Origin of the sequence: Muricoccus vinaceus, from assembly GCF_042433125.1 — a bacterium.
In the GTDB taxonomy this organism is placed as follows: Bacteria; Pseudomonadota; Alphaproteobacteria; order Acetobacterales; family Acetobacteraceae; genus Roseomonas; species Roseomonas vinacea.
Window position 1 is genome coordinate 146,670 of record NZ_JBHLVZ010000083.1, and the last position, 24,078, is coordinate 170,747.

Annotated in this window: 15 protein-coding genes; 3 read left to right on the plus strand and 12 right to left on the minus strand. The window is 73.9% G+C overall.

Annotated features, from left to right (window positions below; all coding sequences use genetic code 11):
• Positions 1–11 precede the first annotated feature (11 nt).
• The 12 genes from ACFFIC_RS22805 to ACFFIC_RS22860 are packed head-to-tail and all read right to left on the minus strand — an operon-like array spanning position 12 to position 13,951.
• Positions 12–488 carry a hypothetical protein gene (locus ACFFIC_RS22805; RefSeq protein WP_377054658.1) on the minus strand — a complete coding sequence of 159 codons (477 nt, stop codon included), beginning with the start codon at positions 486–488 and terminating at the stop codon, positions 12–14.
• Positions 485–1,054 (minus strand): type II secretion system protein GspM, encoded by a 570-nt coding sequence (gene gspM / locus ACFFIC_RS22810; protein ID WP_377054660.1) that lies wholly within the window; start codon positions 1,052–1,054, stop codon positions 485–487. Before gspM ends, ACFFIC_RS22805 begins: the two co-directional genes overlap by 4 nt.
• Complete coding sequence (locus ACFFIC_RS22815) at positions 1,051–2,139, minus strand: PilN domain-containing protein (RefSeq protein ID WP_377054662.1); 1,089 nt, start codon at positions 2,137–2,139, stop codon at positions 1,051–1,053. The genes gspM and ACFFIC_RS22815 overlap by 4 nt, the downstream gene beginning before the upstream one ends.
• Positions 2,136–2,810 (minus strand): hypothetical protein, encoded by a 675-nt coding sequence (locus tag ACFFIC_RS22820; RefSeq protein WP_377054664.1) that lies wholly within the window; start codon positions 2,808–2,810, stop codon positions 2,136–2,138. Before ACFFIC_RS22820 ends, ACFFIC_RS22815 begins: the two co-directional genes overlap by 4 nt.
• The gene (locus tag ACFFIC_RS22825; RefSeq protein WP_377054666.1) at positions 2,807–3,205 is read right to left on the minus strand and encodes a type II secretion system protein; all 399 of its coding nucleotides are present in this window, start codon (positions 3,203–3,205) and stop codon (positions 2,807–2,809) included. The genes ACFFIC_RS22820 and ACFFIC_RS22825 overlap by 4 nt, the downstream gene beginning before the upstream one ends.
• On the minus strand, positions 3,186–3,620 hold the full coding sequence (locus ACFFIC_RS22830; protein ID WP_377054668.1) for a GspH/FimT family pseudopilin: 435 nt from the start codon (positions 3,618–3,620) through the stop codon (positions 3,186–3,188). The genes ACFFIC_RS22825 and ACFFIC_RS22830 overlap by 20 nt, the downstream gene beginning before the upstream one ends.
• Positions 3,621–3,624: 4 nt before the next feature.
• Positions 3,625–4,107: a type II secretion system major pseudopilin GspG gene (gene gspG / locus ACFFIC_RS22835; RefSeq protein WP_377054670.1), complete on the minus strand. Its 483-nt coding sequence runs from the start codon at positions 4,105–4,107 to the stop codon at positions 3,625–3,627.
• A gap of 41 nt (positions 4,108–4,148) precedes the next feature.
• Entirely contained in the window at positions 4,149–5,678 is a 1,530-nt protein-coding gene (locus tag ACFFIC_RS22840; RefSeq protein ID WP_377054672.1) for a hypothetical protein, read from the minus strand.
• Positions 5,666–6,280 carry an SCO family protein gene (locus tag ACFFIC_RS22845; protein WP_377054674.1) on the minus strand — a complete coding sequence of 205 codons (615 nt, stop codon included), beginning with the start codon at positions 6,278–6,280 and terminating at the stop codon, positions 5,666–5,668. The genes ACFFIC_RS22840 and ACFFIC_RS22845 overlap by 13 nt, the downstream gene beginning before the upstream one ends.
• Positions 6,277–6,906 carry an SCO family protein gene (locus ACFFIC_RS22850; protein ID WP_377054676.1) on the minus strand — a complete coding sequence of 210 codons (630 nt, stop codon included), beginning with the start codon at positions 6,904–6,906 and terminating at the stop codon, positions 6,277–6,279. The genes ACFFIC_RS22845 and ACFFIC_RS22850 overlap by 4 nt, the downstream gene beginning before the upstream one ends.
• Positions 6,903–8,795: a hypothetical protein gene (locus tag ACFFIC_RS22855; protein ID WP_377054678.1), complete on the minus strand. Its 1,893-nt coding sequence runs from the start codon at positions 8,793–8,795 to the stop codon at positions 6,903–6,905. Before ACFFIC_RS22855 ends, ACFFIC_RS22850 begins: the two co-directional genes overlap by 4 nt.
• Positions 8,792–13,951 (minus strand): hypothetical protein, encoded by a 5,160-nt coding sequence (locus ACFFIC_RS22860; protein ID WP_377054680.1) that lies wholly within the window; start codon positions 13,949–13,951, stop codon positions 8,792–8,794. The genes ACFFIC_RS22855 and ACFFIC_RS22860 overlap by 4 nt, the downstream gene beginning before the upstream one ends.
• A gap of 589 nt (positions 13,952–14,540) precedes the next feature.
• Here ACFFIC_RS22860 and ACFFIC_RS22865 point away from each other — a divergent pair.
• From ACFFIC_RS22865 to ACFFIC_RS22875, 3 genes are all read left to right on the plus strand, one after another.
• Positions 14,541–21,593 carry a beta strand repeat-containing protein gene (locus ACFFIC_RS22865; protein WP_377054682.1) on the plus strand — a complete coding sequence of 2,351 codons (7,053 nt, stop codon included), beginning with the start codon at positions 14,541–14,543 and terminating at the stop codon, positions 21,591–21,593.
• A 172-nt stretch (positions 21,594–21,765) separates the two neighbouring features.
• Positions 21,766–22,362, plus strand: coding sequence for a prepilin peptidase (locus ACFFIC_RS22870; protein ID WP_377054684.1), 597 nt, complete (start codon positions 21,766–21,768; stop codon positions 22,360–22,362).
• Positions 22,347–24,074 carry a GspE/PulE family protein gene (locus tag ACFFIC_RS22875; protein ID WP_377054686.1) on the plus strand — a complete coding sequence of 576 codons (1,728 nt, stop codon included), beginning with the start codon at positions 22,347–22,349 and terminating at the stop codon, positions 24,072–24,074. The genes ACFFIC_RS22870 and ACFFIC_RS22875 overlap by 16 nt, the downstream gene beginning before the upstream one ends.
• Positions 24,075–24,078: the final 4 nt, after the last annotated feature.

A 24,078-nucleotide genomic window follows, 5' to 3' on the forward strand; every position in this document is an offset into this window, starting at 1 on the left:
CCCTCCTTTCCTTAGGGGATGCGGGACAGGCCGCCGGCCGAGGCGATGCGCGCGTTCAGCGTCACGCTGCGCGAACCGCGCGTGAGGAGCACGCCGTCGTCGGCGATGCGCGAAACCTGCCAACCCCCCACCTCGTCGCCCACCGCGACGCGGACGACGCGGTCGTCCGGCAGGCGCAGCAGGGCCACCGCTACGCCGGCCTGGAGCACGATGCCGGCCGCCGCCAGCGGCGGGGGTGGCTCCGGCTCGCGGCGCGTCGCGACGGGCGTGGCCAGGACGGGCGGGCGGCGGTCCTGGGCGAAGAGGGGGCGCGCGACCTGCTCCGCCCAGGGGCCGCGGGGCGGCTCCGGCAGGGCGGCGACGGGCGCGTAGCCACCGGCCGCCGTGCCTGCGCCGGGCGGGGGCGGCAGAACGGGCGCCTCCCGCGTCACGGCCAGCGCGGCCAGGCCCGCGCAGGCCGCGAGCAGAAGCAGCGGGCGGGCGCTCATGGCCGCGCCTCCTCGCGCCGCAGGGCCCGCAGGTGAAGCTGGGCGTCGAGCGGGCGGCGGGTGCCGACCCCCGCCACGGCCAGGGTGAGGGATTCCACCTGGATCAGCGACCGCCCGGCCTCCAGCTCCGCCAGGATGGCCTGCAGCCCTTCCGGGCCAACCTGCAGCCGCGCGCGGATGCCGATCATGCCGGAGGCGCGGTCCTCGGGCAGGGTTTCCAGGCTCTGCACGGTGCCGCGGTGGCGGGCGGCGGCCTCGCGCAGGCGGCGCTGCAGCTCGGCGCCGGCCAGGGCATGGCTGGCGGCGGTGGGAAGGTCCGCGGCCCCGGCCAGGGCCTGCCGCAGGGCCTCGCCCTCCGCGGCGAGCGCGGGCTCGCGCGCGGCGACGGCGGTGGCGCGCGCCTCCATCGCCAGCGCTTCCCCGATCCGGTCGGACAGCGCGGCGCGGGCCGAGAGCCAGGGATCGACCAGCAGCAGCCAGAGCAGCAGCGGCGGCAGCAGGAGCAGCGCGAGGGCGGCCGCGCGCCGCGCCCCCGGTGACAGGGGGGTGGGCGAGAGGGCGGTCACCGCGCCACCACCTGCACCGGCGCCACCGGAAGGGCGGCGTCCGGCACGACGCGCATGGCGAGCTGGAAGCGGTCCGCCGTGTCGCGCGGGCCGCGGGTGAGGGGGGCGGCGAAGCGCACCTCCCGGAGGATGGGGGAGGCGTCGAGCACCTCCAGCAGGGCGTCGGGGCGGGCAGCGAAGCCGGACACGGAAAGCTGGCTGCCCGTCAGGCGCAGTTCGGTCAGCCAGGCGTCGTCGGGCAGGCGCTGGGCCAGGTCCTCCAGCACCGCCACGGCGGCGGGGCGGCCGCTGCGCAGCGCCATGGCGGCGGACAGCCGGCCGCGCGCCTCGTCCACCCCGGCCTGCAGCGTCAGCACGCGCTCCGCCGCCGTGCGGGCGGCGACGGCGCGGGCCTGGACGGCGTCCAGCACGGCCTGCTGGCGGCTGAGCTCGTCGTGGCCGAGCTGGAGCAACAGGAGCGCGGCGGCCAGCGCCAGCGCCGCCTCCACCCGGCCGCGCCAGCCGCGGCGGGGCGGGCTCAGCGCGTCGAGCGGGATGGCCGGCCACTCGGCGGCGGGATCGGGGCGGGCCTGGATGGGGGCCCGGGCACCGAGCGCGCGGAGCGCCCCCGCGGCGGCAGCCACCATGGCGCGCGGCAGGATCGCGGCCTCCACCTCGATGCCCTGGGAATCCGGCAGGCGGCGCAGCACGCGGTGGGACCAGACCACCTCCTCGGCGGCGAAGGGGACATGCTGCTCCAGCTCGAAGCCGAGCACCGCGTCCAGGCGCGGCTCGGCGACGGCGGGCAGGCGCAGCACCCGCGTCATGATCCAGGCGGAGGGAATGGCGACCACCAACCGGTCCTCGGCGCACATGGCGCGGGCGATCGGACCCTTGGGCACGACGCCTTCCGCCGGGGCGAGGGGATGCCAGGCGCCCCGTTTCGCGCGGGCCAGGATGGGGGAGCCGCCGCGCAGGTCCAGGATGGTGCGGGGGCCGGCGGCGCGGAGGGAGGCGGGCAGCATGCCCAGCAGCTCCCGCCGCCACCACCGGAGAAAGGCCGCGCCCCGGGACAGCAGGGAGGCGAGGTCCGCGCGCTGGATCATCGGGAGGATCCTCCGTTGCGGGGGGCCGAAGGGGCGGCGTCCGCCGGGGCGGTGGAGGCGGGGCGGGCGAAGCGGGGGGCGACCACCAGGGGCGGCCATTGGCGGGCCGCGCCGGGCGGGTCGTCGCGGAACTCGACGGTCAGCTCGACCAGCGTGGGCAGCAGGGCGGCGTCCGACCAGCTTTCCCGCCAGGCAACGGGCTCCGACGGGCGGGGCGCGCCGAAATAGCGCAGGCGCAGGGCGGCGACGTCGTCCAGCAGCACGCGCCCGGCCGCCCCCTCCCCGCCCTGGGCCGTGGCCGGCGCGGCGGAAAGGGGACGCCAGAAGAGGCGCAGCGCGCCCTCCGCGCGGCGGAGTTCCAGCAGGGCGGGGCCGGGCAGGCCGAAGCGGGGGGGAAGCTCGGCGGGAAAGGTCAGGCGCTCGGGGCCTCCCTCGAACAGAAGGGCGGCCTGTCCGCGGCGCCCCTCGCCCAGGCTGGGCAGGGCGGCGGAAAGGCGGAGGCGGAGAAGATCCTGCGCGGCGCCGACCGCGCCGGGATCCGCCCCCGCCGAGGCGGCGGCGCGGCCGACCAGGCCCAGCGCGGACAGGCCGAGGGCCGCCACGAGGCCGAGCAGGACAAGGCCCACCAGGGTTTCCGCCAGGGTCATGCCGGGGCGAGCCAGAGGCGTCACGGCCGGGCCTCCGCCGGGGGGCCGGGCCGCAGCGTGTGCAGCACCACCGTGCCGACCGCGACCCGGACGGGCCGGAGCGCGAGGCCCTCCGGGCCTTCCTCCCCCCGGCCGATCTCCAGGGCCCATCGGCCGCCGGCCCAGCGGCCCTCGCGCAGGCCTTCCCGCGCCAGGCCGGGCGGGGCCTGGGCGTCCAGGATGGACTGGGCCATCAGCACGGCGGACAGCTCCGCCTCGCGCTCCCCCTTGGCGCGCAGGGCATTGCCCAGGGGCGGCATCACCGCGGCGATGGCGCCGCCGATCACCAGCAGCGCCACCAGCGCCTCCACCAAGGTGAAGCCGGGCAGGGTAAAGCCGGGCTTCGCGGTCGGGCGGGGGTCAGGGCAGGGCGCGGACAAGGCCGGTCATCCAGTCCACCTCCACCCCCGCCGAGGCCGCGCCGGAGGCGAGGCGCACGCGGCCGCCGGTGGAGCCGCCCTCGGCGTCGAAGCGCAGCGCGATGCGGCCCTCGCCATCGGCCTCCTCCCGGGCGCCGTCCACCACCAGGGCGGCGCCGGCCGGAACCCGGCCGATGCGGTTGCCGCCCACGCGGTGGAAGCTGCCCTGCGCCGTGTCGAACACCACGCGCGCGTCGCGCCCGGTGCGGCGGGCCTCGGCGCGGGCCTCGCGCAGCATGGCCCCGGCGTCGTCGGCCGCGGCGCGGAGAAGGCCGCCACGCCCGGCGCCCAGCAGGCGCGGCGCGGCGGTGGCGGCGAGCGCCATGATCAGCAGCACCACCAGCATTTCGAGAAGGGTGAAGCCGGGCGCGCGCACGGGGTCACCAGCTCGTCACGTCGCGGTCCTCGCCGGTGCCGCCGGCGCGGTCGTCCGCGCCCAGGGTGAAGAGGTCATAAACCCCGTTCTCCCCGGGAAAGCGGTAGCGGTAGGGGCGGGACCAGGGGTCCTGGAGCTGGTCGGCCTTGCGCACATAGGGCCCGTTCCAGCGGTCCACCCCGGAGGGGCGCTGCATCAGGGCGGCCAGCCCTTCCTCCCGCGTGGGGTAGCGGCCGACATCCAGCCGGTAGAGGTCCACCGCCGTCATCAGGCCCTGGAGCTGGAGCTTGGCCGCGTCGTGCTTGGCGCCGCCGAGATAGCGCATGGCCTGGGGCGCCGCGACGGAGGCGAGCAGGCCGAGGATCACGAGCACGACCAGGAGTTCCACCAGGGTGAAGCCCGGGCGCGCCGCGGTCCGGCGGAGCCTTGCGAAGCGGAGGTGCCCGAGGGCCGCCATGGACGGCCAGGTGCGGATGGTGTGTTGCATGTTGTTGGTTCCTCCCCTTCCTGGCCCGCCCGCCGCGGCCCTCAGGGCGCGGGCGGGGGTATGAGGCCCGCGCCGCCGATATCCGCCGTCCACACCGCGACCGATCCCGCCCTGGCGCCGCCGGCCAGCCGCAGCCCGGGCAGCGAACCGGGCTCAAAGGTCTCCGGCGCACCGAGGACGGCCGCGATCCGGTCCCGCGTCACGTCCCGCCCGGCGCGGCGCAGGGCTTCCACCACCACCTCCCCCGCCGCGTGGCCGAGGCGGCCGGGCAGGCCGGATTGCCGGGCGGGGCCGGCGGCGAAGCGCTCGGCCGGGGCACCGGCGCCGATGCCGGCGGGAACGCCGATCCCCACCCGGAGCGGGCGTCCCAGGGCCTGGGCCAGGTCCGGTGCCTCAGCACCCCCGGCGGCGCCGGGCAGCAGCACGGGCAGCGGGCCGTTCCGCAGGGCCTGCACGGCCGAGAGCGCCGCGGGCGGCGCCAGCAGCAGCAGCACGCCGGAGGCCTCGGCGGCGGCAACGGGGAGGTCGGCGGGGGAGACCACGCGGGGCTCGTCGTCCGAGACCTGGGCGATGCGCGCGGCGATCGCGTCGGCCAGGCGGCGCTGGTCCGGACTGGCCGCCACCACCAGCGCGCGGCCGGGCTCGGGCAGGCCGCCGAGAAGGGCCGCGCCTTCCTCCACGATGCCGGGCAGCAGGGCGAAGGACAGCGGCGGCGGGGCGGCGGTGGCGCGCGCGTTGAGCACGGGAACCCGCGCGGCCGTGGCGGCGCCCGCCGCCGCCGCCGCGACCTCGCCGGGGAGCGCGGAGACGATGGCCAGCGGGGACTGGGCCAGCAGGCGCTCGGCCGCCGCGCGGGCGTCGCCGGGGCGGGCGACGGTGGCGCGGAGCACGCCGGGCCTGCGGCCGAAGACGCCCTCCGGCGCGGCGGCGGCCAGCGCGGCCTCGAAGGCGGCGGCGAAGGCGTCGCCCGCACGGCCGGGCGGCAGGAGGAGGCCGATGCGGACCAGGCTGTCCTCCACCCCAGGGAGCGGGCGGGTGTCGAGCGCGCGCAGAAAGGCGACGAGGTTGCGCCCGTCCTCGATGGACAGGGCGTAGCGCGGCATCACGTTGTCCAGCGCCCGGCCGCCGGCGCCGATGCCCTGCACCACCGCGCGCAGCGCGGAGGGCTCGTCATAGGCGGGGCGGGCGGCGCTGGCGCGGGACAGGGCGGACCAGGTGATGGCGGGCGGGGCGACGCCCGCCTCGGCCGCCCGGCCGGCGCCCTCCGCCCCGTGGCAGGTGGCGCAGGGCAGGGCGGAGGCGGACACGGTGTTGCCGCTGGCGACCGTGGCGCGCGGCGCCTCGCCGCCCAACCGGGTGCCGGACGTGAAAAGAGCCTCGCCGCCCAGCAGCGCGGCGGCGTCCGCCAGCGCGGGGGCGCCGGTCAGCAGCAGGGCGGTGGCCAGCAGGGCGGGCGCGAGCAGGCAGCGTCCGGGCGGGTTGAGCGTGTGGCGGCGGGGTGCGGGCAGGCCAGGTTCGGGCCGCGCCTTGCCCGGCGGCGGAAGGGGGGCCGTGGCGCTCAGCTCGTGCATGCTGCGGCATCCACCGCGCGCGGCACGAGGGAGAAGTCGGCCAGCTGGGCGCCGGCGGCCTCGGGCGGCAGGTCCGGGCGCAGCTTGGCCCAGCGCCGCGCGGCCACGTTGCCGCCCAGCATCAGCGTGGTGTGCTGGTCGGGCCGCGCCTCGTTCACGGTCTGCCCGAGGCGGCGCGCGACGTCGCGCAGGTCCGCGGGGGCGCCGGTCAGCAGCACCCAGTCGGCATAATCGCCGAAGCGGGCGGCCCAGGCCTTGAGCTTTTCCGGCCGGTCGGTGCGCGGATCGGTGCTCAGGTGGACGATGCGGGGCGGCGCGCCGGCGCGCGCGGCGGCATCGGCGATCTGCAGGGAGCGCGCGGCCAGCAGCGGGCAGGCATCGGGGCAGCTGGTGAAGATCCAGCCCACCAGCACCGTGCGGTCGCGCAGCACGTCCTCGTAGAAGCGCACGGGCTGGCCGTGCTGGTTGATCAGCACGCGGTTGCTGAAATACTCGCGCTCGCGCCGGTCGCATTCCAGGGCCGCGGCCGGATCCGGGCGTAGGCCACCCAGGAGAAGGGCGGGGGCGGCGAGCAGCAGGCCGCGGCGGGCGATCGGGTTCATGCCTGCGTTCTCGCGGCCAGGGCGGCTTCAACGGCGGCGGCGATCGCCTCGGCGCCGGGCATGCCCGGCAGGCGGCGCAACTCGCCGCGCAGGGGATCCAGCACCACCACCATGGGGGCGTGGTCGGCATTGCCCGCCGCCGGGCCTCCCAGGCGGCGCAGCACGAGGTCGAGCGAGGCCGGGGGCAGGTTCACGAAGTCCCAGCCCGGCCCCGCGCCGAAGCGCCGGGCATAGCGGGCCAGCTCCTCCGGCGTGCCGCCGATGGGGTCGAGCGCGAGGCTCAGCAGCCCGGCCTCCCCGGCCAGGCGCGGGCCGAGGAGGGACTGCGCGCCCGCCATGCCCGCGGAGATGATGCTGCACACGGTGGAGCAGTCGGTCAGAACGAAGTCGATCGCCACCACGCGGCGCCCGATCACCTCCGACACCAGGCGGCGGCGGCGCTGGCTGGCGTCCACCACGCGGGCATCGGGCAGGGGGCCGCGCAGGCGGTCGGTCGCGCCCGCTGCGGGCGGGAGCGGCACGGCCGGGGCGGCATGGCCCTCATGCGCCAGGGCGGGGGGGGCCGCGGCCAAGGCGGACGCGGCGCCGAGCAGAACCAGCGCCCGGCGGCGGGAGATCGGGTTCATGGGGCCACCGCACGGAGCAGGATGGTGGGAAGGGTGCCCGGCTCGAGGCCGAGCGAGGGGGATTCGACGTAAAGCGTGACCGGCCCGGCGCGCGGCGGCGCCACGCCCGCCACCTCGTAGAGGCCGTCGCCCAGCGGGCGCATGGGGAGCTGGGCCTGCCAGTGGCCGACGAACTGCACCACGCGGGCGGAAAGATCCCCGGCCTCGCGCCAGGCGCCCTCCTCCTCCGGGCCCTGGATGCGCAGGCGGAGAGAGGCGGGGGCGCCGGCCTGCAGGGTGCGTGCGGCCGGCCCGGCGCCGTTGCCCGCGAGTTCCAGCCTGAGGCGGCGGCTGAGCGGGAGAACCTCCTCCCCGCCCACCTCCGCCTCGAAGCAGTGGAGGAAGCTGTTGCCCTGAAGGAGCACGGGCAGGACGTAGCGGCCCGCGGCGGGAAAGATGCCGTCGGTCTCGAACTGGCCGGGGGCGGTCTCGCGCAGCCCGCGGTCGAGCGGGGCGATGGCCAGGGGGCGGCCGCGCGGCACGCGCAGCAGGCCGGCGGGCGCCGCCATGCCCTCCATGTAGACATGCACCACCCCCTCCGCCGGGGCGGCGATGAGCATGCCGGAGTCCCCCGGCGCGGAGGCGACCATGGGCCCCAGCGCCTCCCCCGGGACCAGCCCGCCCTCCCCGGCCGCGATGGTGGTCACGGCGGGGGTGCCGGACTCCCCCAGGCTGCCGAGCGCGATGAGCGCCACCGAGGCGCCGGCCTCGGACTGCACATAGGCCTGGGTGGCGCTGAAGCCGATGCGGAGCGGCGCGCCCTCCACCGGCACGCGATGGGCCACGGCGCCGCGGGCGAGGTCGATCACCGTGACCCGGTGCTCCCCGGCTTCCGGCACGAACAGAAGACGGCCCGCCGGGTCCAGGAAAAGGCCGGCGGCGCTGGCCGCGACCTCCCAGGCGGAGTCGGGGCGGCCATCCGCACGGATGGCGATCACGCGCCCGCCCGCCGCGTCCAGCAGAAGGGTGGCGCCGGCGAGGGTGGAATGCGCGACGTCGTCGAAGCCGCCGCCGAGGCCCGGCAGGGGGCGGGCCTCCTCCGCGTCCAGCAGCACGGCGCCGGCGGCGGAGGCCGCGACGGCCTGGCCGGGCCCGGTGGCCGCGAGCCGGTGCGGGCCGGGGCCGGCGGGCAGGCGCGCCGCCACCTCGCCGCTGTTGAGGTCCAGCAGCACGATCTCGGGGCCCGCGCCCTCCTCCCCGTCCTGGCCGATCCAGAGGCGGGCCGCGCCGGCCTCGTGCACCAGGCGGGCCGGGCGGCCGCCCACCGCGATGCGGCGGCGCTCCACCCAGCGCATGGCGTCGATCTCCACGACCTCGCCCTTCTCGGGCACGGAGACGTGGATGGTGCCGCGCGCCGCGTCCACCGCCCAGCCGCCGGGGCGGGCGCCGAGGTTGAGGGCGGCGAGAAGGCGGGTGCGGGCGTTGCCGCCCAGCGGGTCGATCACCTGCACCGCGCCGTTGCTGCCGAGATAGGCGAGGTGCCAGGCGTTGAAGTCCACCTCGGGCTCCCGCCCCAGGCGCTTCTCGATCAGGCCGCGCACGCGCTCGCGGCATTCCAGGGCGCGGCCGCCGCCGCGCTCGGCCCAGGCGGCGGGGCGGGCGCCGCGCAGCGGCGCGGCGGCCGAGCCGGGGTTCTCCGCGGTTGTGAAGCTCACCCGTATGCGGACGGGTTCGCCGGGCCGCAGCGCCTCCCCGTTGGGCAGCAGTTCCAGCCGCGCCTCGATGCCGCGGTCGGAGGCCGTGGCGGCGAAGGGGCCGCTGGCCAGGGCCGGCGGGGCCGCGGCCCCGCCGGCGAGCGCGAGGAGGAGGGGCAGCCCCCCTCCGGCCAAGCGGTGGGCGATGCGCGTCACGGCGTCACCCGCATGATGCCCCAGGCGCCCTGGTCGAAGGCATCGGGCCCCTGGTTGCGGAACAGGTAGTCCCCGGTGACCCCGGCGGGGCCGCCCGCCTGCTCCACCACGACGTTGTGGTGCTGCGCGGGGCCCATGGCGTCGCGGGTGCCGGAGGCCGGGGAGGGCACGTAGCCCGCCTGCGTCCGCACGCCCTCGATCCGCTGCGACGGCACGGTGCCGTTCGCGTAGGGAAGGGTGGACCAGTTGTGGCCGTGCAGGGTGAAGATCCCCGCCCGCGGGTGGCCGCCGTTCTGGAGCAGGCGGAAGCGGACCTCCTGCCCCTTGCGGGCGGTGAAGACGGGGGTGCGCGGATCGCCCCCGGCCTGGCTGTTGGAGAGCGCGTTGGCGTAGTTCACGCGCCGCAGCAGGTCCATGTTCTCACCGGGCGGGAAGCCCAGGCGGAACCACATGGGCTCGGAGCGGTAGTTGATGGCGGTGTTGCCGGCATCCTCCCAGTCCTCGGCGCCCTTGCAGCCGACGGTGGCCACGCTCTGGGGCGTTGCCGTCTCCAGGCCCTCCATGGCGCCGGAGGGGCAGACGGGCCGGCCGGCGGCGCGCAGGTTCACGTCATTCTGGAACATCACCACGAAGTCGCGGAACGTCCGCCCGCCCGGCATGGTGACGGTGGCCGCCATGCGGGTGGTGGTGTCGGTGGTCCAGCTGGAGCCCTGGGGCAGCACCACCATGCCGGCGATCAGGCCCTTGTTGCTGTGCCGGAGGCGATCCGCCGGCAGCAGGTTCAGGGCGCCGAACTCCACGGGCGTCGCCGTCAGGTCGTTGGTGGGCGACATGGTCAGCAGCCCCGCATACCAGCGGTAGGTGGTGGTCTCCCCCGGCCCAACCGTGAGCTGGCGGGCGGCATTGGCCGGCGCGCGGTTCAGGCCGACATGGATGCCCTCTCCCCGGGTCACGTCGCTGGCAAGGAGCTGCGGGCTGAAGCCGACGCGCATGGAGGGCTTGAGCTGGTTGGCGTTGAAGCGGTCCACGTTGCCCGGCAGGGCGAAGAAGCCGTGGTTGGCGGTGGCCACCACCTGGTCGGCCCAGTTGGCCGGCAGGCGGTTGGTCAGCGTCACCTCGACGCAATCCCCGGCGGCGGCGCGCAGCACCAGCGGCTCGATCGGCCGGCCGGCGATGATCTTGCCGTTGCTGAGGTCGCTGTCGAGCACGTAAAGCGCGGCCGTGGGATCGGAGAGCGGGCCGCGCTGGCCGGAATAGTTGCCCGGGCGGTCGTTGTAGACCAGGCCCTGGGCCCCGATCGCCACGTTGGCCGCGACCGCCGAAACCGCGTAGCGGCGCACCGGGGCCGCGATCGGGCAGACGCCCCGGAAGTTCGGCAGGTTGCGCGCGGTGGCCGTGGTGCCCAGCGGAACCACCGTGCCGTCGGACAGGGTGCGGTTGGTGGGTGTGCTGGGCGGGGTGTTGTTGGGCAGCGGCCGCAGGTCGGGCCGCTGGTACTCATAGGCGCGCACCAGCCCCCAGGTGCCGTGCCAGTAGCCACCCGCGCTGGCCGAGGCGGCGTAGACGTGGTCGGTGTGCGGCCCGATGTCGCCCTCGGGCGCCACCAGCGGGATCTCCATCTCGAAGTGCTCGGAGATCGCCTGGATGGACGAGGAGCGATAGCCCGAGTTCGGGTCCATCGAGTTCCACAGCCAGCGCAGGCCGCCGAAATGGATCTGGTGCATCTCCTCGTGCGCGCCGGCCATCATGCGGACCTGCACGCGGTCGCGGCGATAGGCGCGCAGCATGGGCGTCCAGGGGTCGCCCGGTTCCAGCCCGGCGGTCAGCGCGGGGTGGGTGTAGTTGGTGGAGCTGCGGCTGGGCTGGCTGTTGAACTGCGGCATGGCGCGGGGCACGTCCGAGCGCAGGGCATAGGCGGGGTCGCCCGCCAGGCCCGCCGCCTGGGCGCCGTTTCCGCTGCCATCCGCGCGCCGCGCGTTGGGGTCGTAGAGGCGCAGCGCCAGGGGCTCGTTGCGGTAGTTCACGGCGAACACGCCGGGGTCGGCGGCCGAAACGGCCTCCGGGCAGGGCGGCGAACCGCCACCGGGGCAGACCCGCGGCCGGCCGATCAGGTAGGGCAGGCCGAGGCGGTCGCGATGGGGCGGGTTGATGGCGCGGGCCGGATCGGGGATCGAGCGGCCGTTGCTGTCTATGCCGCCGCCGGACTCGTAGGCGCTGGCATAGTCGGCGATCTGCAGCACGAACTCGCGGTAGGAATCCGCGACGTTCGGCGTGCGCACATTGGCCATCCAGCTGGTCGGGCCGCCATCGGCGCGCCCGCCGCGCGCGTTCAGCGCGGCGCCCGTTTCCGGGTGGGTCCAGCTCGTGCCCTCGGGCGCGATCACCAGCGCGGCGTAGAGGCCGTTCTGCTGGTGCGAGGAGGGACCGAAGTGGTCATGGGTGAACACCGTGCGCAGCGTGTTGTCCTTGCCGGTGGTGTTCACCACGGGATCGGCGAACCAGCGCTGCACGGTGGTCTGGGCGCCGAGCCAGGCGTTGTCCGGGCCCGCGCCGAAGAAGGGGTGCGGGCGCGCCACCGGGCAGTTGCCGGCGCCCTGGCTGTCGTCCCCTTGGCAGCCGTAGTGTCGGCGGATGGCTTGGACGCGCTCGCGCACCTCGGCCGGGGCCATGGTGCCGTCCTCGTAGTTCCAGCCGTTGCCTGAACCGTCTGAGCTGGTCACGTCGAACTTCACGAGGTGGATGTGCTGGCCGATGATGTCGGTCGGCGTGCGCACCTGGTAGTCGTCGAGTTCGCTGATCGAGGGCACGAGGTTGGTGTGGTGGAACTCGATGCACTCGTTGGAGGTGGCGCGCATCACCAGGGGTTCGGGCGCGCGGGTGCCCTCATAGGTCGCCTGCACGTCCTGCCAGAGCGAGATCATGCGCGCCTGCGGGTAGTGCCAGCCGGCGCGGTTCATCACCAGGCGCATCTGGTGGACCGCGCCCTTGTAGACGCGCGGGGTGGCGGCGCCGGGCGCCGCGGCGCCGTTGTCCAGCACGCAAGGGTCGGCATAGGGCGCGCCGCGCACCGGTGGGCGGCCGTTGGTGACGAAGGCGCGCGGCGTCCCCTCCGGCGTGCGGCTGGGATGGACGCGCAGCGCGTGGAAGGCCATGGCCGCGCGCTCCTGCGGCTCTCCGGCCTCGTCAAGCCAGCGGATCTCCAGGCTCTCGCTCACCTTGTCGAGGTCGTGGCGGGTCATCTGGGCCACGGCCTCGCCGCCGACCACGATGTGGCGGCGCAGGCCGCCGTCGTCGATCACGTCCATGGGCGGGCGGGGCGGGCGGCGGCCGGCCTGGCCGGCGATGAAGAAGGGAAAGCCCGGGTTGTTCTCCGCCGCCGTGCCGGGCGCGTCGAACACGGCCTGGCCGTTGGCGATGTGCACGGGCGCGGGCATCGGGGCCAGGGCCATGGTGGGCAGCGGCACCAGGGCGGGCATGGCGGTGCCGGCCATGATCTCGCCGTCCGGCAGGGCGCGCGAGGAGGGAATGGCGACGCCGTTGGCGTCGAGTTCCGTGCCGCGCTCGAACACGTCGTGCACGCGCCACAACCCCCACATGCCCTGGGCGAAGTGTGGGTAGAGGTGGCAATGGTAGATGCTGTCTCCGACCGTCTGGTTGCGGTTGCCCGAACCGTTGTAGGCGATCTCGTAGGAGTAGCCCGAGCCGGGCGCGATCATCTGGCTGTCGAGATAGGATGAGCCGGCGGGCTGGTCGGGGTTGAACAGCCACTGGTGGGCGTGAAGGTGGAAGATGTGCGCTTCCTTGCCGAAGTGCAGGTTCCGCATCACCACGCGGTCGCCGAGATAGCTGGAGGTGACGTTGGACGGGTCCGCCGGGTAGAGCGCGCGGCTGGAGGGCGCGACATCGCTGTCGCGCTTGTCGTCGGGGCCGAGCTGGGCATTGGCCGGGACGTCCACGAGCAGGGCCGGGTCGCCGCCGGCCCAGGCGGTGAGGAAGAACTCTTCGTACTTGCATTCCGCGCAGGTGGCGGCGGGGCCGACGCCGAAGCGGTTGGCCAGGATCTGCGCGCCCGCGCCGGTGATGCCGTAGTTGATGGCGAAGCCGTCGCGCACGCTGTGCAGCGTGTGGCCGAGAACGGGGTCCTCGAACTGCGAGAAGGCCTGAATCGCCTTCACCTCGTCGTGGAACTGCAGCACGAACTCGCGGTAGGGATCGTGGCGGGTGCGCGTGCCGGCTCCCTCGCCCTGCGCGACGGTGCGGTTGGGCTCCAGCACCGGGTTGGCGCGGAACGTGTTGTCCGGGAAGCGCCCGCGGCTGGGTCCGGTGATGATGGCGTTGATGTCGCCGTGCACGATCTGGTTTTCGTGCAGCATCGCCAGTATGGGCCGGCCCGCCCGCGGGTGGCCGGCCGGATACACGGCGGTGTAGTCGATGTCGGGATGGCCGGTGTCCAGGGTTCTCAGGACGCCAGGATTGGCCGGATCCCGCCGGGTCGCGAGGTCGAGCTCCGCGCGGCTGACCTGGCTGCGGTACCATTCCGCGCCGCGCGGCTGCACGGCGATGGCGCCGAACATCCCGAAGGCGAGCGAGCCGATGTTGCTTTCCCCGCCGTTCTGCGATGCGGGGTTGTAGAATCCGAAGACGCCCTCGCGCGTCGCATGCAGCTTGTAGGTCGTCCGGCCGCCGGGCAGCACGAGGCTGGAGGTGTTGGCGCCCACGTTGGCGCCGTCCGCGCCGATGCCGCCGACGTAGTTCATGCCGTCCGCGTGCAGGCCGGCCGCGCGCGTGGCGGGCTGGTCCACCGACACGCCCGGCACGGAAACGGGTGTCGGGTTCAGCAGGTTCTGGAAGTTGATGGTCAGGCAGTCGCCGATGTTGGCACGCAGCACGAGCGGGCGCGGCCGGAGATCCTCGCGCAGCTTCACGGCGCCCGGGGTCAGCGAGGAACCGCCGTTCTTGGCCACCACGTCCCCGCGCAGGGCGTAGACCATGTAGGCCGGGTGGTGGGAGCCGTAGCGGTTGAACTGAACGGCCTGGTCCATCGCGACCACGTCCGCGACAAGCTCGCGGACGCAGGTGGCCGCGGGGGGTTGCGTCTGGGCCAGGGCTTGCCCGGCGGCGGTCAGGCCCGCGCCCAAGGCAAGCAGGCCGGCCATCGCCGAAGAGAAACGACAGCCCTTCACTCCGGCGTCACCGTCCATTCGAGGCGAACCGGCCCAACCGCGCGAATTCATCTCTCGCTCCCTTGTGGAAGGGTGCATCCCTTTACTTGCAAGAAATGGAATGCAACCACGAGTTGATTTGCTGGGTAGTGTTGCAGACTGTAAGGACGTCCGTTTGGAATTCAGAACGTATCCCGGCTGTCAAGCCCAGGTCGTTCTGATCTTCCCAGGGTTTCCATTAATCCGTTGCCAACTTCGAGAGCAAGAACTATGTTGATCACGAAAACGAATGCTCATTTGTCTAAATTGAGACGATCGACGCCGACTTCTAACATTTTTAAATTTTCGCGCTCTGATCTACGACTTGGGCGGGAACAAGAACTGATTGAAGCCAATGCTTCAATCTGAAGTACCCTCATGTGCTCACTTCTCAAATTAAACAAATGATCAAGAAGTAAACCGGTCACAAGTCTGTTAGGACTTGATTTATACTTGTGCCGGAACTCTGCGTTGCATTTAGAAACCCTCCCTGTCCTGCGGAATCCCGGAATTTTTTCCCGTGCCGGACCTGAGGAGCCATGTGATGGTTGTGCCGAGCGCCTGGGCGAATACCAGCAATGAGCTGGCAGGCTTCGATGTCACCGGACCCGGGGGGGACCTGCCCGACGGGTTGCAATCGCGTCCGGCCGTGGCCGACGCGTCCGGCGAGAATTTCGGCGTGGTCTACCTCTCCGAGGTCCCGCCGCCCGATCCGGCCGCGCCCGAGCCGGGCGCGCTTGCGCCGGGGTTCTACGTGCGCTTCCGCGCCTACGACCATGTGCTCAAGCCACTGAACGAGGTGTTCCCGGGACCCGTCACGCTCAACGACGGCAACGGCAAGGTTGTCGGCACCACCAGCCCGGCCGTGGTGAGCTGGGGCGAGGGCTATGCCGGCGTCTGGCAGGAGCTGAACGGTGCCGGGCAGACCGTGCTGCGCGCCCGCGCCACGGGCCCGACCGGCCTGCTCGGCGAGGAGTTCGCGCTGGGGGCGCCGGCCGCCCCCGACCCTTCGCTCGTGCAGGGCAACGTGTCGCTTTCCTTCTTCGAGGAGGTGCGCGGCGCGGACACCGTGATCGGCTTCATCGCCGCATGGACGGAAACCTTTGGCGGCAAGTCCGTCGTGCGGATGGAGCGCTTCGAGGCAACCAACGACGCGCTGGGCAACCCCGTGTCGCTGGTGCCGTCACCGGGCGGACCGGTCCTGAACGGGGCCGCGGAGGTGCTGGGGCGCGACGTCTCCGTCTCGGTGCTGCACGACGGCGAGACCGCGGTGGTCTGGGTCGAGGGGAGCGGCCAGTTGCGCGGGCAGTTCTTCACCACCCCGCTTTCCGCGGGAACGGTGAACCTCAACGCGGCGCTGGCCGGCATCACCGTGCCGGCCGGGCAGGAGGCGCACGTGGTCGGGCTCGGCGCCGGCAACTTCGGGGTCTTCTGGGTGGACGAGGGCGCGGCGGGCGGCCTGGCGCTCAAGGGCCGGACCTTCCTGCTGCTGGATGCGGGCGGCAACGACTGGGTGCCGCAGCCCGTGCGGACCATCATCGAGCTGCCCGGCAACTACGCCGGCACCTTCAGCGTGGTGGGGCTGGGCGAGGCCAATGACGGCGGCGTGGTGTCCTTCGCGACGTCGGACAACGTCATCCACGCCATCGGCTTCGACGCCGGGGGCCAGCCCACCTCCCAGGTGGCGGCCGACGTCGATCCCAGCCTGAACGCCTCCGGCGGCTTCGGGGTGGCCACGCTGGTCAGCGACCGCTTCGTGGTGGTGGGGGCGGACGGCTTCGACAACATCCGCGCCCAGATGCTGGACACGCGCGACACCAGCACGAGCCCGGTGCTGCTGGGCGACCGGGTGCGCGACGCCAACAACGACGGCATCCCCGAGCGGGTGGATGCGCGCCCGGACCTGATCGTGGGCACGATCGTCAACGACACGATCATCGCCGACCGGGGTGATGCGCGGAACGGCGACAGCGACACCGACACCGTGTTCGGCGGCATGGGCGACGACACGCTGTATGGCGGCGGCGACAGCGACGTGCTGGATGGCGGCGTGGGGAGCGACGTCGCCGCCTATCGGGGCGCGCGCGAGGTTTACTCCGTCACGGTCAACGGCGACGGCAGCTTCACCGTCAAGGACATGCGCCTGGGCAACAGGGGCCGCGACCCCGGGCCGGATGGCCAGGACATCATCGACGGCGTCGAGCAGATGGCCTTCGATTCCGGCATCGGCACCGCGCTGGGCCAGGGCGGGGTGCTGACGCTCCCGCCCGCCGCGCAATGGGTCTCCACGGGCAGCTTCTTCGGCGGCAACAACGAGGTCCCGGTCGGCTACGACGCGTTCGGCACGCCGCAGCCCTGGGGGCTGGAGGATACCGCCTCCTTCGCGGTGAACCCCGGCGACACGGCGGTGGAGGACCTGCCCGTCGCCGTCTCGATGCTGGACAACTACGCCTTCGTGTGGCGCGCCGGCGAACAGGTGCTGATCAAGGCCTTCAACACGCTCGGCCAGCCCGACGCGGCCTTTGGCGGCGCCGGCGGGGTGCTGCAGGTCGCCTCGGGCGAGGCGGTGCCGGGCATGTCCGGCCTGTCCGCCAGCATGGCGGGCGGGCTGGGCGTCGTCGCCACCTGGCAGGCGCCCGTGGATCCGGCGAATCCCGGCGCGGGGACGGCGATCTATGCCCGCCACGTTTCGGCGGTGAACGGCCCGACCGGGGCCGCGCCGATCCAGGTCTCGGCTCCCGCCTCCGGCGCGACCCAGCGCGACGCCGCCGTGGTGGGCTACGAGATCGTGGACGCGAACAACGACACGATCGAGTACGGCTTCAACGTGGTCTACACCGAGGTGGACGCCACCAACGTCAGCCACCTCTACGTCAACCGCTTCGTCATTCCCTTCAACCCGACCACCTCGGTCGAATCGCCGCCCGTGCCCACGCCGCTGAACGGCGCCTCCGGCCTCCGGCTCCAGATCGCGGGGGATGTGCGCGACGTCGGCGCCGTGTCGCAGCACGACGGCGAGCTGGTCGTGACCTTCGTCGAGGGCAACATGCTCAAGGCGGCGGTGCTGGACGCCGCCACCACCGGCGGAGTCACGAGCTTCGGATTCCCCGATACCTTCAACATCGCCGAACTGGACTCCGGCGCCACCTATGAGGTGGCCAGCCTGACCACCAGCTTCGTGGTCGCCTACACCACCACCACCCTGGTCGGCACGGTGGAGGTACCGGCGATCGAGGCGCGCATCGTCGCGCCCCTGGGCGGCGGCTGGGAGGTGGTGGCCACCAGCGCCCCCTTCGTGCTTCCGGAGGGCTTCACCGGCGAGTTCCACATCGCCCCCACGGCCGAGAGCGACCTGGGCGGCGGCTTCGCCCTGTTCTGGGAGGTGGCGGACGCCGGACTCGGCACCACCACGATCTTCACCCAGGTCTTCGGCCCCGATGCCGCTCCCACCGGCAGCACGGTGCCGGTGTTCGACACCCTCACGGGCCTGTCGGAAGCGGGTGGCTTCTCGGCGGCGGGGCTGACGGACGGGCGGCTGGTGGTGGCTGCCGAGGGGCAGCTGACCACCAGCGGGGGGGCGGAGAACGGGATCATCGGGCAGGTGCTCGACACCCGCACGCCCGGCGCGCAGATCATCGGCCCGCGCGACGGCGCGCCCGCCGACCTGCTGGTGGGCACCGCCGGCAACGACGTGATGGACGGCCGCGTGGCCGAGGACGAGCTCCATGGCGGCCTGGGCAGCGACCTGCTGATCGGGGGCAGCGAGAACGACACGCTGTTCGGCGGCGCCGAGAACGACACGCTGGTCGGCGGCAGCGAGAACGACGTGCTGAACGGCGAGGACGGCGACGACCTGCTGCTGGGCGGCTTCGGCGCGGACGTGATCAGCGGCGGCGCGGGCTCGGACACCCTCTCCTACCAGGGGGAGTTCGCCAGCTTCACCGTGGCCCTCGCCGCCGGGACCACGGTGAGCAACCGCGACCCGCTGACGGGCGCGAGCGGCGCCTCGGGGGTGGAGGACACCTTCACCTCCATCGAGAACGCGCGCGGCGGCGAGGGCAACGACCGCCTTTCGGGCACCGCGGGCGCGAACGAGCTGATCGGGAATGGCGGCAGCGACACGCTGGAGGGCGGCGGCGGCAACGACTCCCTGCTGGGCGGGGCCGGCGGTGATTCCCTTGTTGGCGGCGATGGCGACGACACCTTCGACGCCGGCGCGGGGAACGACACGGTGGTGGGCGGCGCCGGCACGGCGGATACGCTGACCTTCGCCTTTGTTCGCGCCGAATACACCGTCATCGTGCAGAACGGCGTCTACACCATCACGCACAACTCGCCCGAGGCGGGCTCGGATGGGGTGGATACCTTCAGCGGCATCGAGTTCGTGTCCTTCTCGGATCGTCCGTCCATTCCGATCGGCCAGCTGATCGCCGGCAACCCCCCGCCCACGGGAACGCCCGGCGCGCCCATCACCGGCACCGCAAGGGGGGAAACCATCCAGGGCACACAGAACGCCGACACCATCCTGGGGCGCGGCGGCCCGGATGTCCTGCTGGGCCTGGCCGGCGACGACACGCTGGACGGCGGGGCGGGCGCGGACAGCCTGGTGGGCGGCACCGGCAACGACCTGCTGTTCGGCCGCAACGGCAACGACACGCTGTCGGGCGGGCAGAACAACGACCGCCTGGAGGGCGGGGCGGGCGATGACCTCCTCGACGGCGGGGCCGGGGCGGACACGCTGCTGGGCGGGGACGACAACGACCGCCTGATCGGCGATGCCGGTGCCGACAGCCTGTCGGGCGGCCAGGGCCGCGACACGATCGACGGGGGCGACGGCAACGACACGCTGGATGGCGGGCTGGGCGCCGACAGCATGATCGGCGGCGCCGGCGACGACTTCTACTTCGTCAACAGCGACGGCGATGTCGTGGTCGAGACGGCCGGGGCGGGCAACGACACGGTCCGGGCCGCGGGAAGCTACGTCCTGGGCGCGAACCTGGAAAACCTGGAGTTCACCCCGGGCTCGGCCGGTGACTTCAACGGCACCGGCAACGGCCTGGCGAACCTGATCACCGGCACGGACGGCAACAACCTCCTGCTCGGGCGCGGCGGGCGGGACACGCTGTTCGGGAACGCGGGCCACGACACCCTCGACGGCGGCGCCGGCGCCGACACCATGACGGGCGGCACGGGCGACGACCTCTACATCGTCGACAACCTGGGCGATCGCGTGGCCGAGGCCGTGGGCACCGACCAGGGCCTCGACACCGTGCAGGTTTCCCTCACGCAGCCGGGCGTGACCTTCCTGCTGAGCGGGGGGCTGGAGAACCTGGTGCTTGTCGGCAGCGTGGACCTGAACGGCACCGGCAGCGACCTGGACAACGGCATCACCGGCAATGACGGGGCCAACGTCCTGAGCGGCATGGAGGGCAACGACACGCTGGACGGCGGCATCGGCAACGACACGCTGGACGGCGGCATCGGCGGCGACGCCATGGCCGGGGGCCTGGGCGACGACAGCTATGTCGTGGACAGCCTGGGCGACACGGTGAGCGAGAGCGCGGGCCAGGGGGTGGACACCATCACCACCTCGATCGACCTGACGCTGTCGGCGGAGGTGGAGAAGCTGGTTCTCGCGGGCGGGGCGGTACTGGGGGCCGGCAACGGGCTCGACAACGCCATCACCGGGAACGGGGGGGACAACCTCCTCCAGGGCCTGGACGGCAACGACACCCTGGAGGGGGACAACGGCAAGGACACGCTTGAGGGTGGGCTGGGCAACGACACGCTGAACGGCGGCGACGGCGACGACACCCTGGACGGCGGCACGGGCGACGACAGCATGGCCGGCGGCACCGGCGATGACCTCTACCGGGTGGACTCGGCGACGGACGCCGTGAGCGAGGCGCCCGGGGCGGGCCGGGACACGGTGGAGGCCAGCTTCTCCTTCTCCCTCGCGGGCGCGGCGGATGTGGAGAACCTCACCCTGGTGGGCCTGGCCGTCGCCGGCACGGGCAACGCGCTGAACAACCTGATCATCGGCAACGCCCTGGCCAACACGCTCTCGGGCGGCGACGGCAACGACACGCTGGATGGCGGGCTGGGCAGCGACACGCTGACCGGCGGGCTCGGCGACGACCTGTACCGGGTCAACAGCGCCACCGACGTGGTGAGCGAGACCGGCGGCGAGGGCGTGGATACGGTGGAGGCCACCGCGTCCTACTCCCTGGCCGCGCCGGCGGCCGCGGGGGTGGAGAACCTCACGCTGCTCGGCAGCGCCGTTACCGGCACCGGCAACGCGCTGGCCAACCTGATCACCGGCAACGACGGCGCCAACACGCTCTCGGGCGGCGATGGCAACGACACGATCATCGGCGGGCTGGGCGCCGACCTGATGGGCGGCGGCCTGGGCAACGACACCTTCCAGGTCGACGACCTGGGCGACCGGGTCAACGAGGCCGCCAACGGCGGCATCGACCTGGTGATCAGCTCCGTCACCTTCTCCGTCGCCACCACCTCGGTGGAGAACATCACCCTGGTCGGAAGCCTCGCGGCGAACGCGACCGGCAACACGCTGGCGAACGCCCTCACCGGCAACGAGGCGGCCAACCTGATCCTGGGCGGCGCCGGCAACGACACGGTGGATGGCGGCGCGGGCGCCGACACGCTGAACGGGGAGACGGGCAACGACTCCCTCCTCGGCGGCGAGGGCGCCGACACCGTGGATGGCGGAGCGGGCAACGACACGCTCGACGGCGGGGCGGACAACGACGTGCTGAACGGCGCCGCCGGCCTCGACAGCCTCCTGGGCGGCGCGGGCAGCGACACCCTGGATGGCGGCGTGGGCGACGACACGCTGGACGGCGGGGTGGACAACGACGTGCTGAACGGCGGCAACGGCCTCGACAACCTCCTGGGCGGCGATGGCGACGACACGCTCGACGGCGGGGCGGGAACCGACACCCTGGCCGGCGGCGTGGGCAGGGACGTCTACCTCGTGAACTCGGCCGGGGACGTGGTGATCGAACTCGCCGACGGGGGCTCGGACACGGTCGTGGCCACGGTGTCCTACTCCCTCGCGGGCTCGGCGAACGTGGAGGACCTGACCTTGCAGGGCACCGCGGTCACCGGAACCGGAAACGGGCTCAACAACCTCATCACCGGCAGCGACGCCGCCAACACCTTGTCGGGCCAGAACGGCGATGACACGCTGCTGGGCGGGCTCGGCAACGACACGCTGGTTGGCGGCGTCGGCGCGGACCAGCTCGCGGGCGGGGCGGGGAACGACATGTTCCGCTATCTCCTGGCGAGCGAGGGCGGGGACACGGTCACCGGCTTCACCAGCGGGCAGGACCATCTCCAGATCTCCCGCTCGGGCTTCGGAGGCGGCCTGACCGGCGGCACGCTCGCGGCCAACAGGTTCACCTCCAACGCCTCGGGCGAGGCGACCGCCGCGGTCGGGCAGTTCATCTTCGAAACGGACGCAAGGGCGCTGTGGTGGGATGCGAACGGCACCGGCGCGGGCGGCGGGGTGATCATTGCCACCTTCACGGACCTTTCCGCGATGGTGGCGAGCGACATCCAGCTGATCGGATGAGGCGGCGTTGCCGTCCCGGACGTGCCATGGCGGCCAGCGCCGGCATGGCACCCCTCCGGCCGCGGGCGGCAGTTTTGAATTGCGGCGGGTAAAATCTTCGATAGTATCGGGAACATAATCGTCAGCAGTTCGCCCGATGGGGAACAAGCCACGGGTCTAGGATTTTCTCAGGGTGGGACATTCGGTTTCGTCCACCGGGCCGGCGGCAGGGCGGTTGCCCCGGGCGGGTGGCTGGGTATTCCGGCGCGGCATGGCCTGCCTGCCGGTCTGTGCCGCCGCCTCGCTCGCCGCCGTCCTGCCCGCGGAACGCTGGCCAGCCGCGGCCGGACTTGGCGCCCTCCTGATCGCGACCGGATGGCTGGATCTCCGCCGGGGCGTGGTCCATGCGGGCCTCGTGCTGCCTCTGGCGCTGGGCGGCCTGCTCCATGCCTGGATCGCGGCCCCTGCCCTGCTGCCTGCCGGCCTGGCCGGCGCCGCCTGCGGCTACCTGGCCTTCCGGCTGATCGAGGCGGGCTTCCGCCGCCTGCGCGGACATGAGGGGCTGGGGCGGGGCGACGCCTGGGTGCTGGGCGCGGCCGGCGCCTGGGTGGGGGTGGGCGGGCTGGGCCTCGTGGTCGCGGGGGCCGCGGCGCTGGGCCTCGTTGCCGTGATGCTGCGCGACCGCGGCTTCGCACCCGCCGCCTCCCTGCCCTTCGCGCCGGCGCTGGCCGCGGCCTGCTGGCTGGTCTGGATCGCGGCCGGAGGGGTGCCGGCATGGACCTTCCCCTGAACGAGCCGCCTTACGGAGCCGAGGCGGGGCCCGGGCGCCGCCTCGCGCGGCACCTGCTGGAGACCGGGCTGCTGCCCGCCCCGGCGCTGGCCCGCGCCGAGGAGGCGGGCCGCGCGGCCGGGGAATCGCTGACAACCGCGCTGCTCACCCTCGGCCTGATCGGCGAGGACCGCCTGGCCGCCGCCAGCGCGGAGGCGCTGGACCTGCCGCTGCTCGGGCGCGACGACCTGCCGCCCGAGCCGCCCCTGGCGGACCGCCTGCCGCTGCGCTTCCTGCGCCGGGTGCGCGCCTATCCCGCGCGGGTGGAGGACGGGCGGCTGCTGCTCGCGCTGGCGGACCCGCTGGATGCCTTCGCGGCGCAGGCGGCGGGGCTGGCCACGGGGATGCCGGTCTCGGTGGCGGTGGCGACGCCCGCCAACATCGACGCCGCGCTCGCCCGGCTGGAGGAAGCAACGGCCGCGCAGCCCGAGCTGCTGGAGCCCGAGGGCGGCGCCGCGGCCGGGGACGACGCCACGCGGCTGCGCGACCAGGCGAGCGAGGCGCCGGTGGTGCGCCACGTCAACGCACTGATCCTGGGGGCGGTGGAGGCCGGGGCCTCCGACATCCACCTGGAGGCGACGGAGGCGGGGCTGCGCACGCGTCTCCGGGTGGACGGCGTGCTGCGCGACGCGGGGCTCGCGCCGCAGGCCCTCGGCGCGGGGGTGGTGTCGCGCCTGAAGATCATGGCGCGGCTGGACGTGGCCGAGCGCCGCCTGCCGCAGGACGGCCGCATGCGGATCGCGGTGCGCGGGCGCGACGTGGACCTGCGCGTGTCCGTGGTGCCGACGCTGGACGGCGAGGGCATCGTGCTCCGCATCCTCGACCGCGGGACGCTGGCGCTGAACTTCGCCTCCCTGGGCTTTTCCCCGGACGAGATCGCGGTGCTGCAGGGGATGCTCAACCAGACCAGCCGGATGATGCTGGTCACGGGCCCGACGGGCAGCGGAAAGACCACCACGCTCTACGCCGCGCTGGGCGCGGTGGACCGGCAGCGGCTGAAGGTCTGCACCATCGAGGACCCTGTGGAATACCGGCTCGACGGCGTCAGCCAGGTGCAGGTGCGGCCGGCCATCGGGCTGACCTTTCCCAACGCCCTGCGCGCCATGCTGCGCCACGACCCCGACGTGATGCTGGTGGGCGAGATCCGCGACGCCGAGACCGCCTCCGTCGCGGCGCAGGTGGCGCTGACGGGACATCTGGTTCTGGCGACGCTGCACACCAACGACGCGCCCTCGGCGGTGACGCGGCTGATGGACCTCGGCGTGCCGGAATACCTGATCGCCTCCGTGCTGCACGGGGTGCTGGCGCAGCGGCTGGTGCGCACCCTCTGTCCCGCCTGCCGCCGGGCGGAGGAGGCGCCGCCCGCGCTGGCCGAGCGCCTCGGCCTTGCGCGGCTGGCGCCGGAGGGAAGCGGCGGGCCCATCCGCATCTTCCATCCCGTGGGCTGCGCGGGCTGCGGGGGCAGCGGCTATCGCGGCCGCACCACCGTGCTGCAGGTGATGACGCTGACGCCCGCCCTGCGCGAACTGGTGCTGCGGCGCGCCGACTCCAGCGGCATCGAGGCGGCCGCGGTGGCCGAGGGCATGCCGACCCTGATGCAGGCCGGGCTGCGCAAGGCGCTGGCGGGCACCACCTCGGTCGAGGAAGTGCTGCGCGTGACGGGCGGGGGCTGAGGCG

Bases quoted from the DNA above. Each gene is read 5' to 3' on its own strand.
- ACFFIC_RS22815 (WP_377054662.1), bottom strand. From the start codon at position 2,139: ATGATCCAGCGCGCGGACCTCGCCTCCCTGCTGTCCCGGGGCGCGGCC.
- ACFFIC_RS22805 (WP_377054658.1), bottom strand. From the start codon at position 488: ATGAGCGCCCGCCCGCTGCTTCTGCTCGCGGCCTGCGCGGGCCTGGCC.
- ACFFIC_RS22865 (WP_377054682.1), top strand. From the start codon at position 14,541: ATGGTTGTGCCGAGCGCCTGGGCGAATACCAGCAATGAGCTGGCAGGC.
- ACFFIC_RS22850 (WP_377054676.1), bottom strand. From the start codon at position 6,906: ATGAACCCGATCTCCCGCCGCCGGGCGCTGGTTCTGCTCGGCGCCGCG.
- ACFFIC_RS22860 (WP_377054680.1), bottom strand. From the start codon at position 13,951: ATGGCCGGCCTGCTTGCCTTGGGCGCGGGCCTGACCGCCGCCGGGCAA.
- ACFFIC_RS22840 (WP_377054672.1), bottom strand. From the start codon at position 5,678: ATGCACGAGCTGAGCGCCACGGCCCCCCTTCCGCCGCCGGGCAAGGCG.
- gspG (WP_377054670.1), bottom strand. From the start codon at position 4,107: ATGCAACACACCATCCGCACCTGGCCGTCCATGGCGGCCCTCGGGCAC.
- ACFFIC_RS22875 (WP_377054686.1), top strand. From the start codon at position 22,347: ATGGACCTTCCCCTGAACGAGCCGCCTTACGGAGCCGAGGCGGGGCCC.
- ACFFIC_RS22845 (WP_377054674.1), bottom strand. From the start codon at position 6,280: ATGAACCCGATCGCCCGCCGCGGCCTGCTGCTCGCCGCCCCCGCCCTT.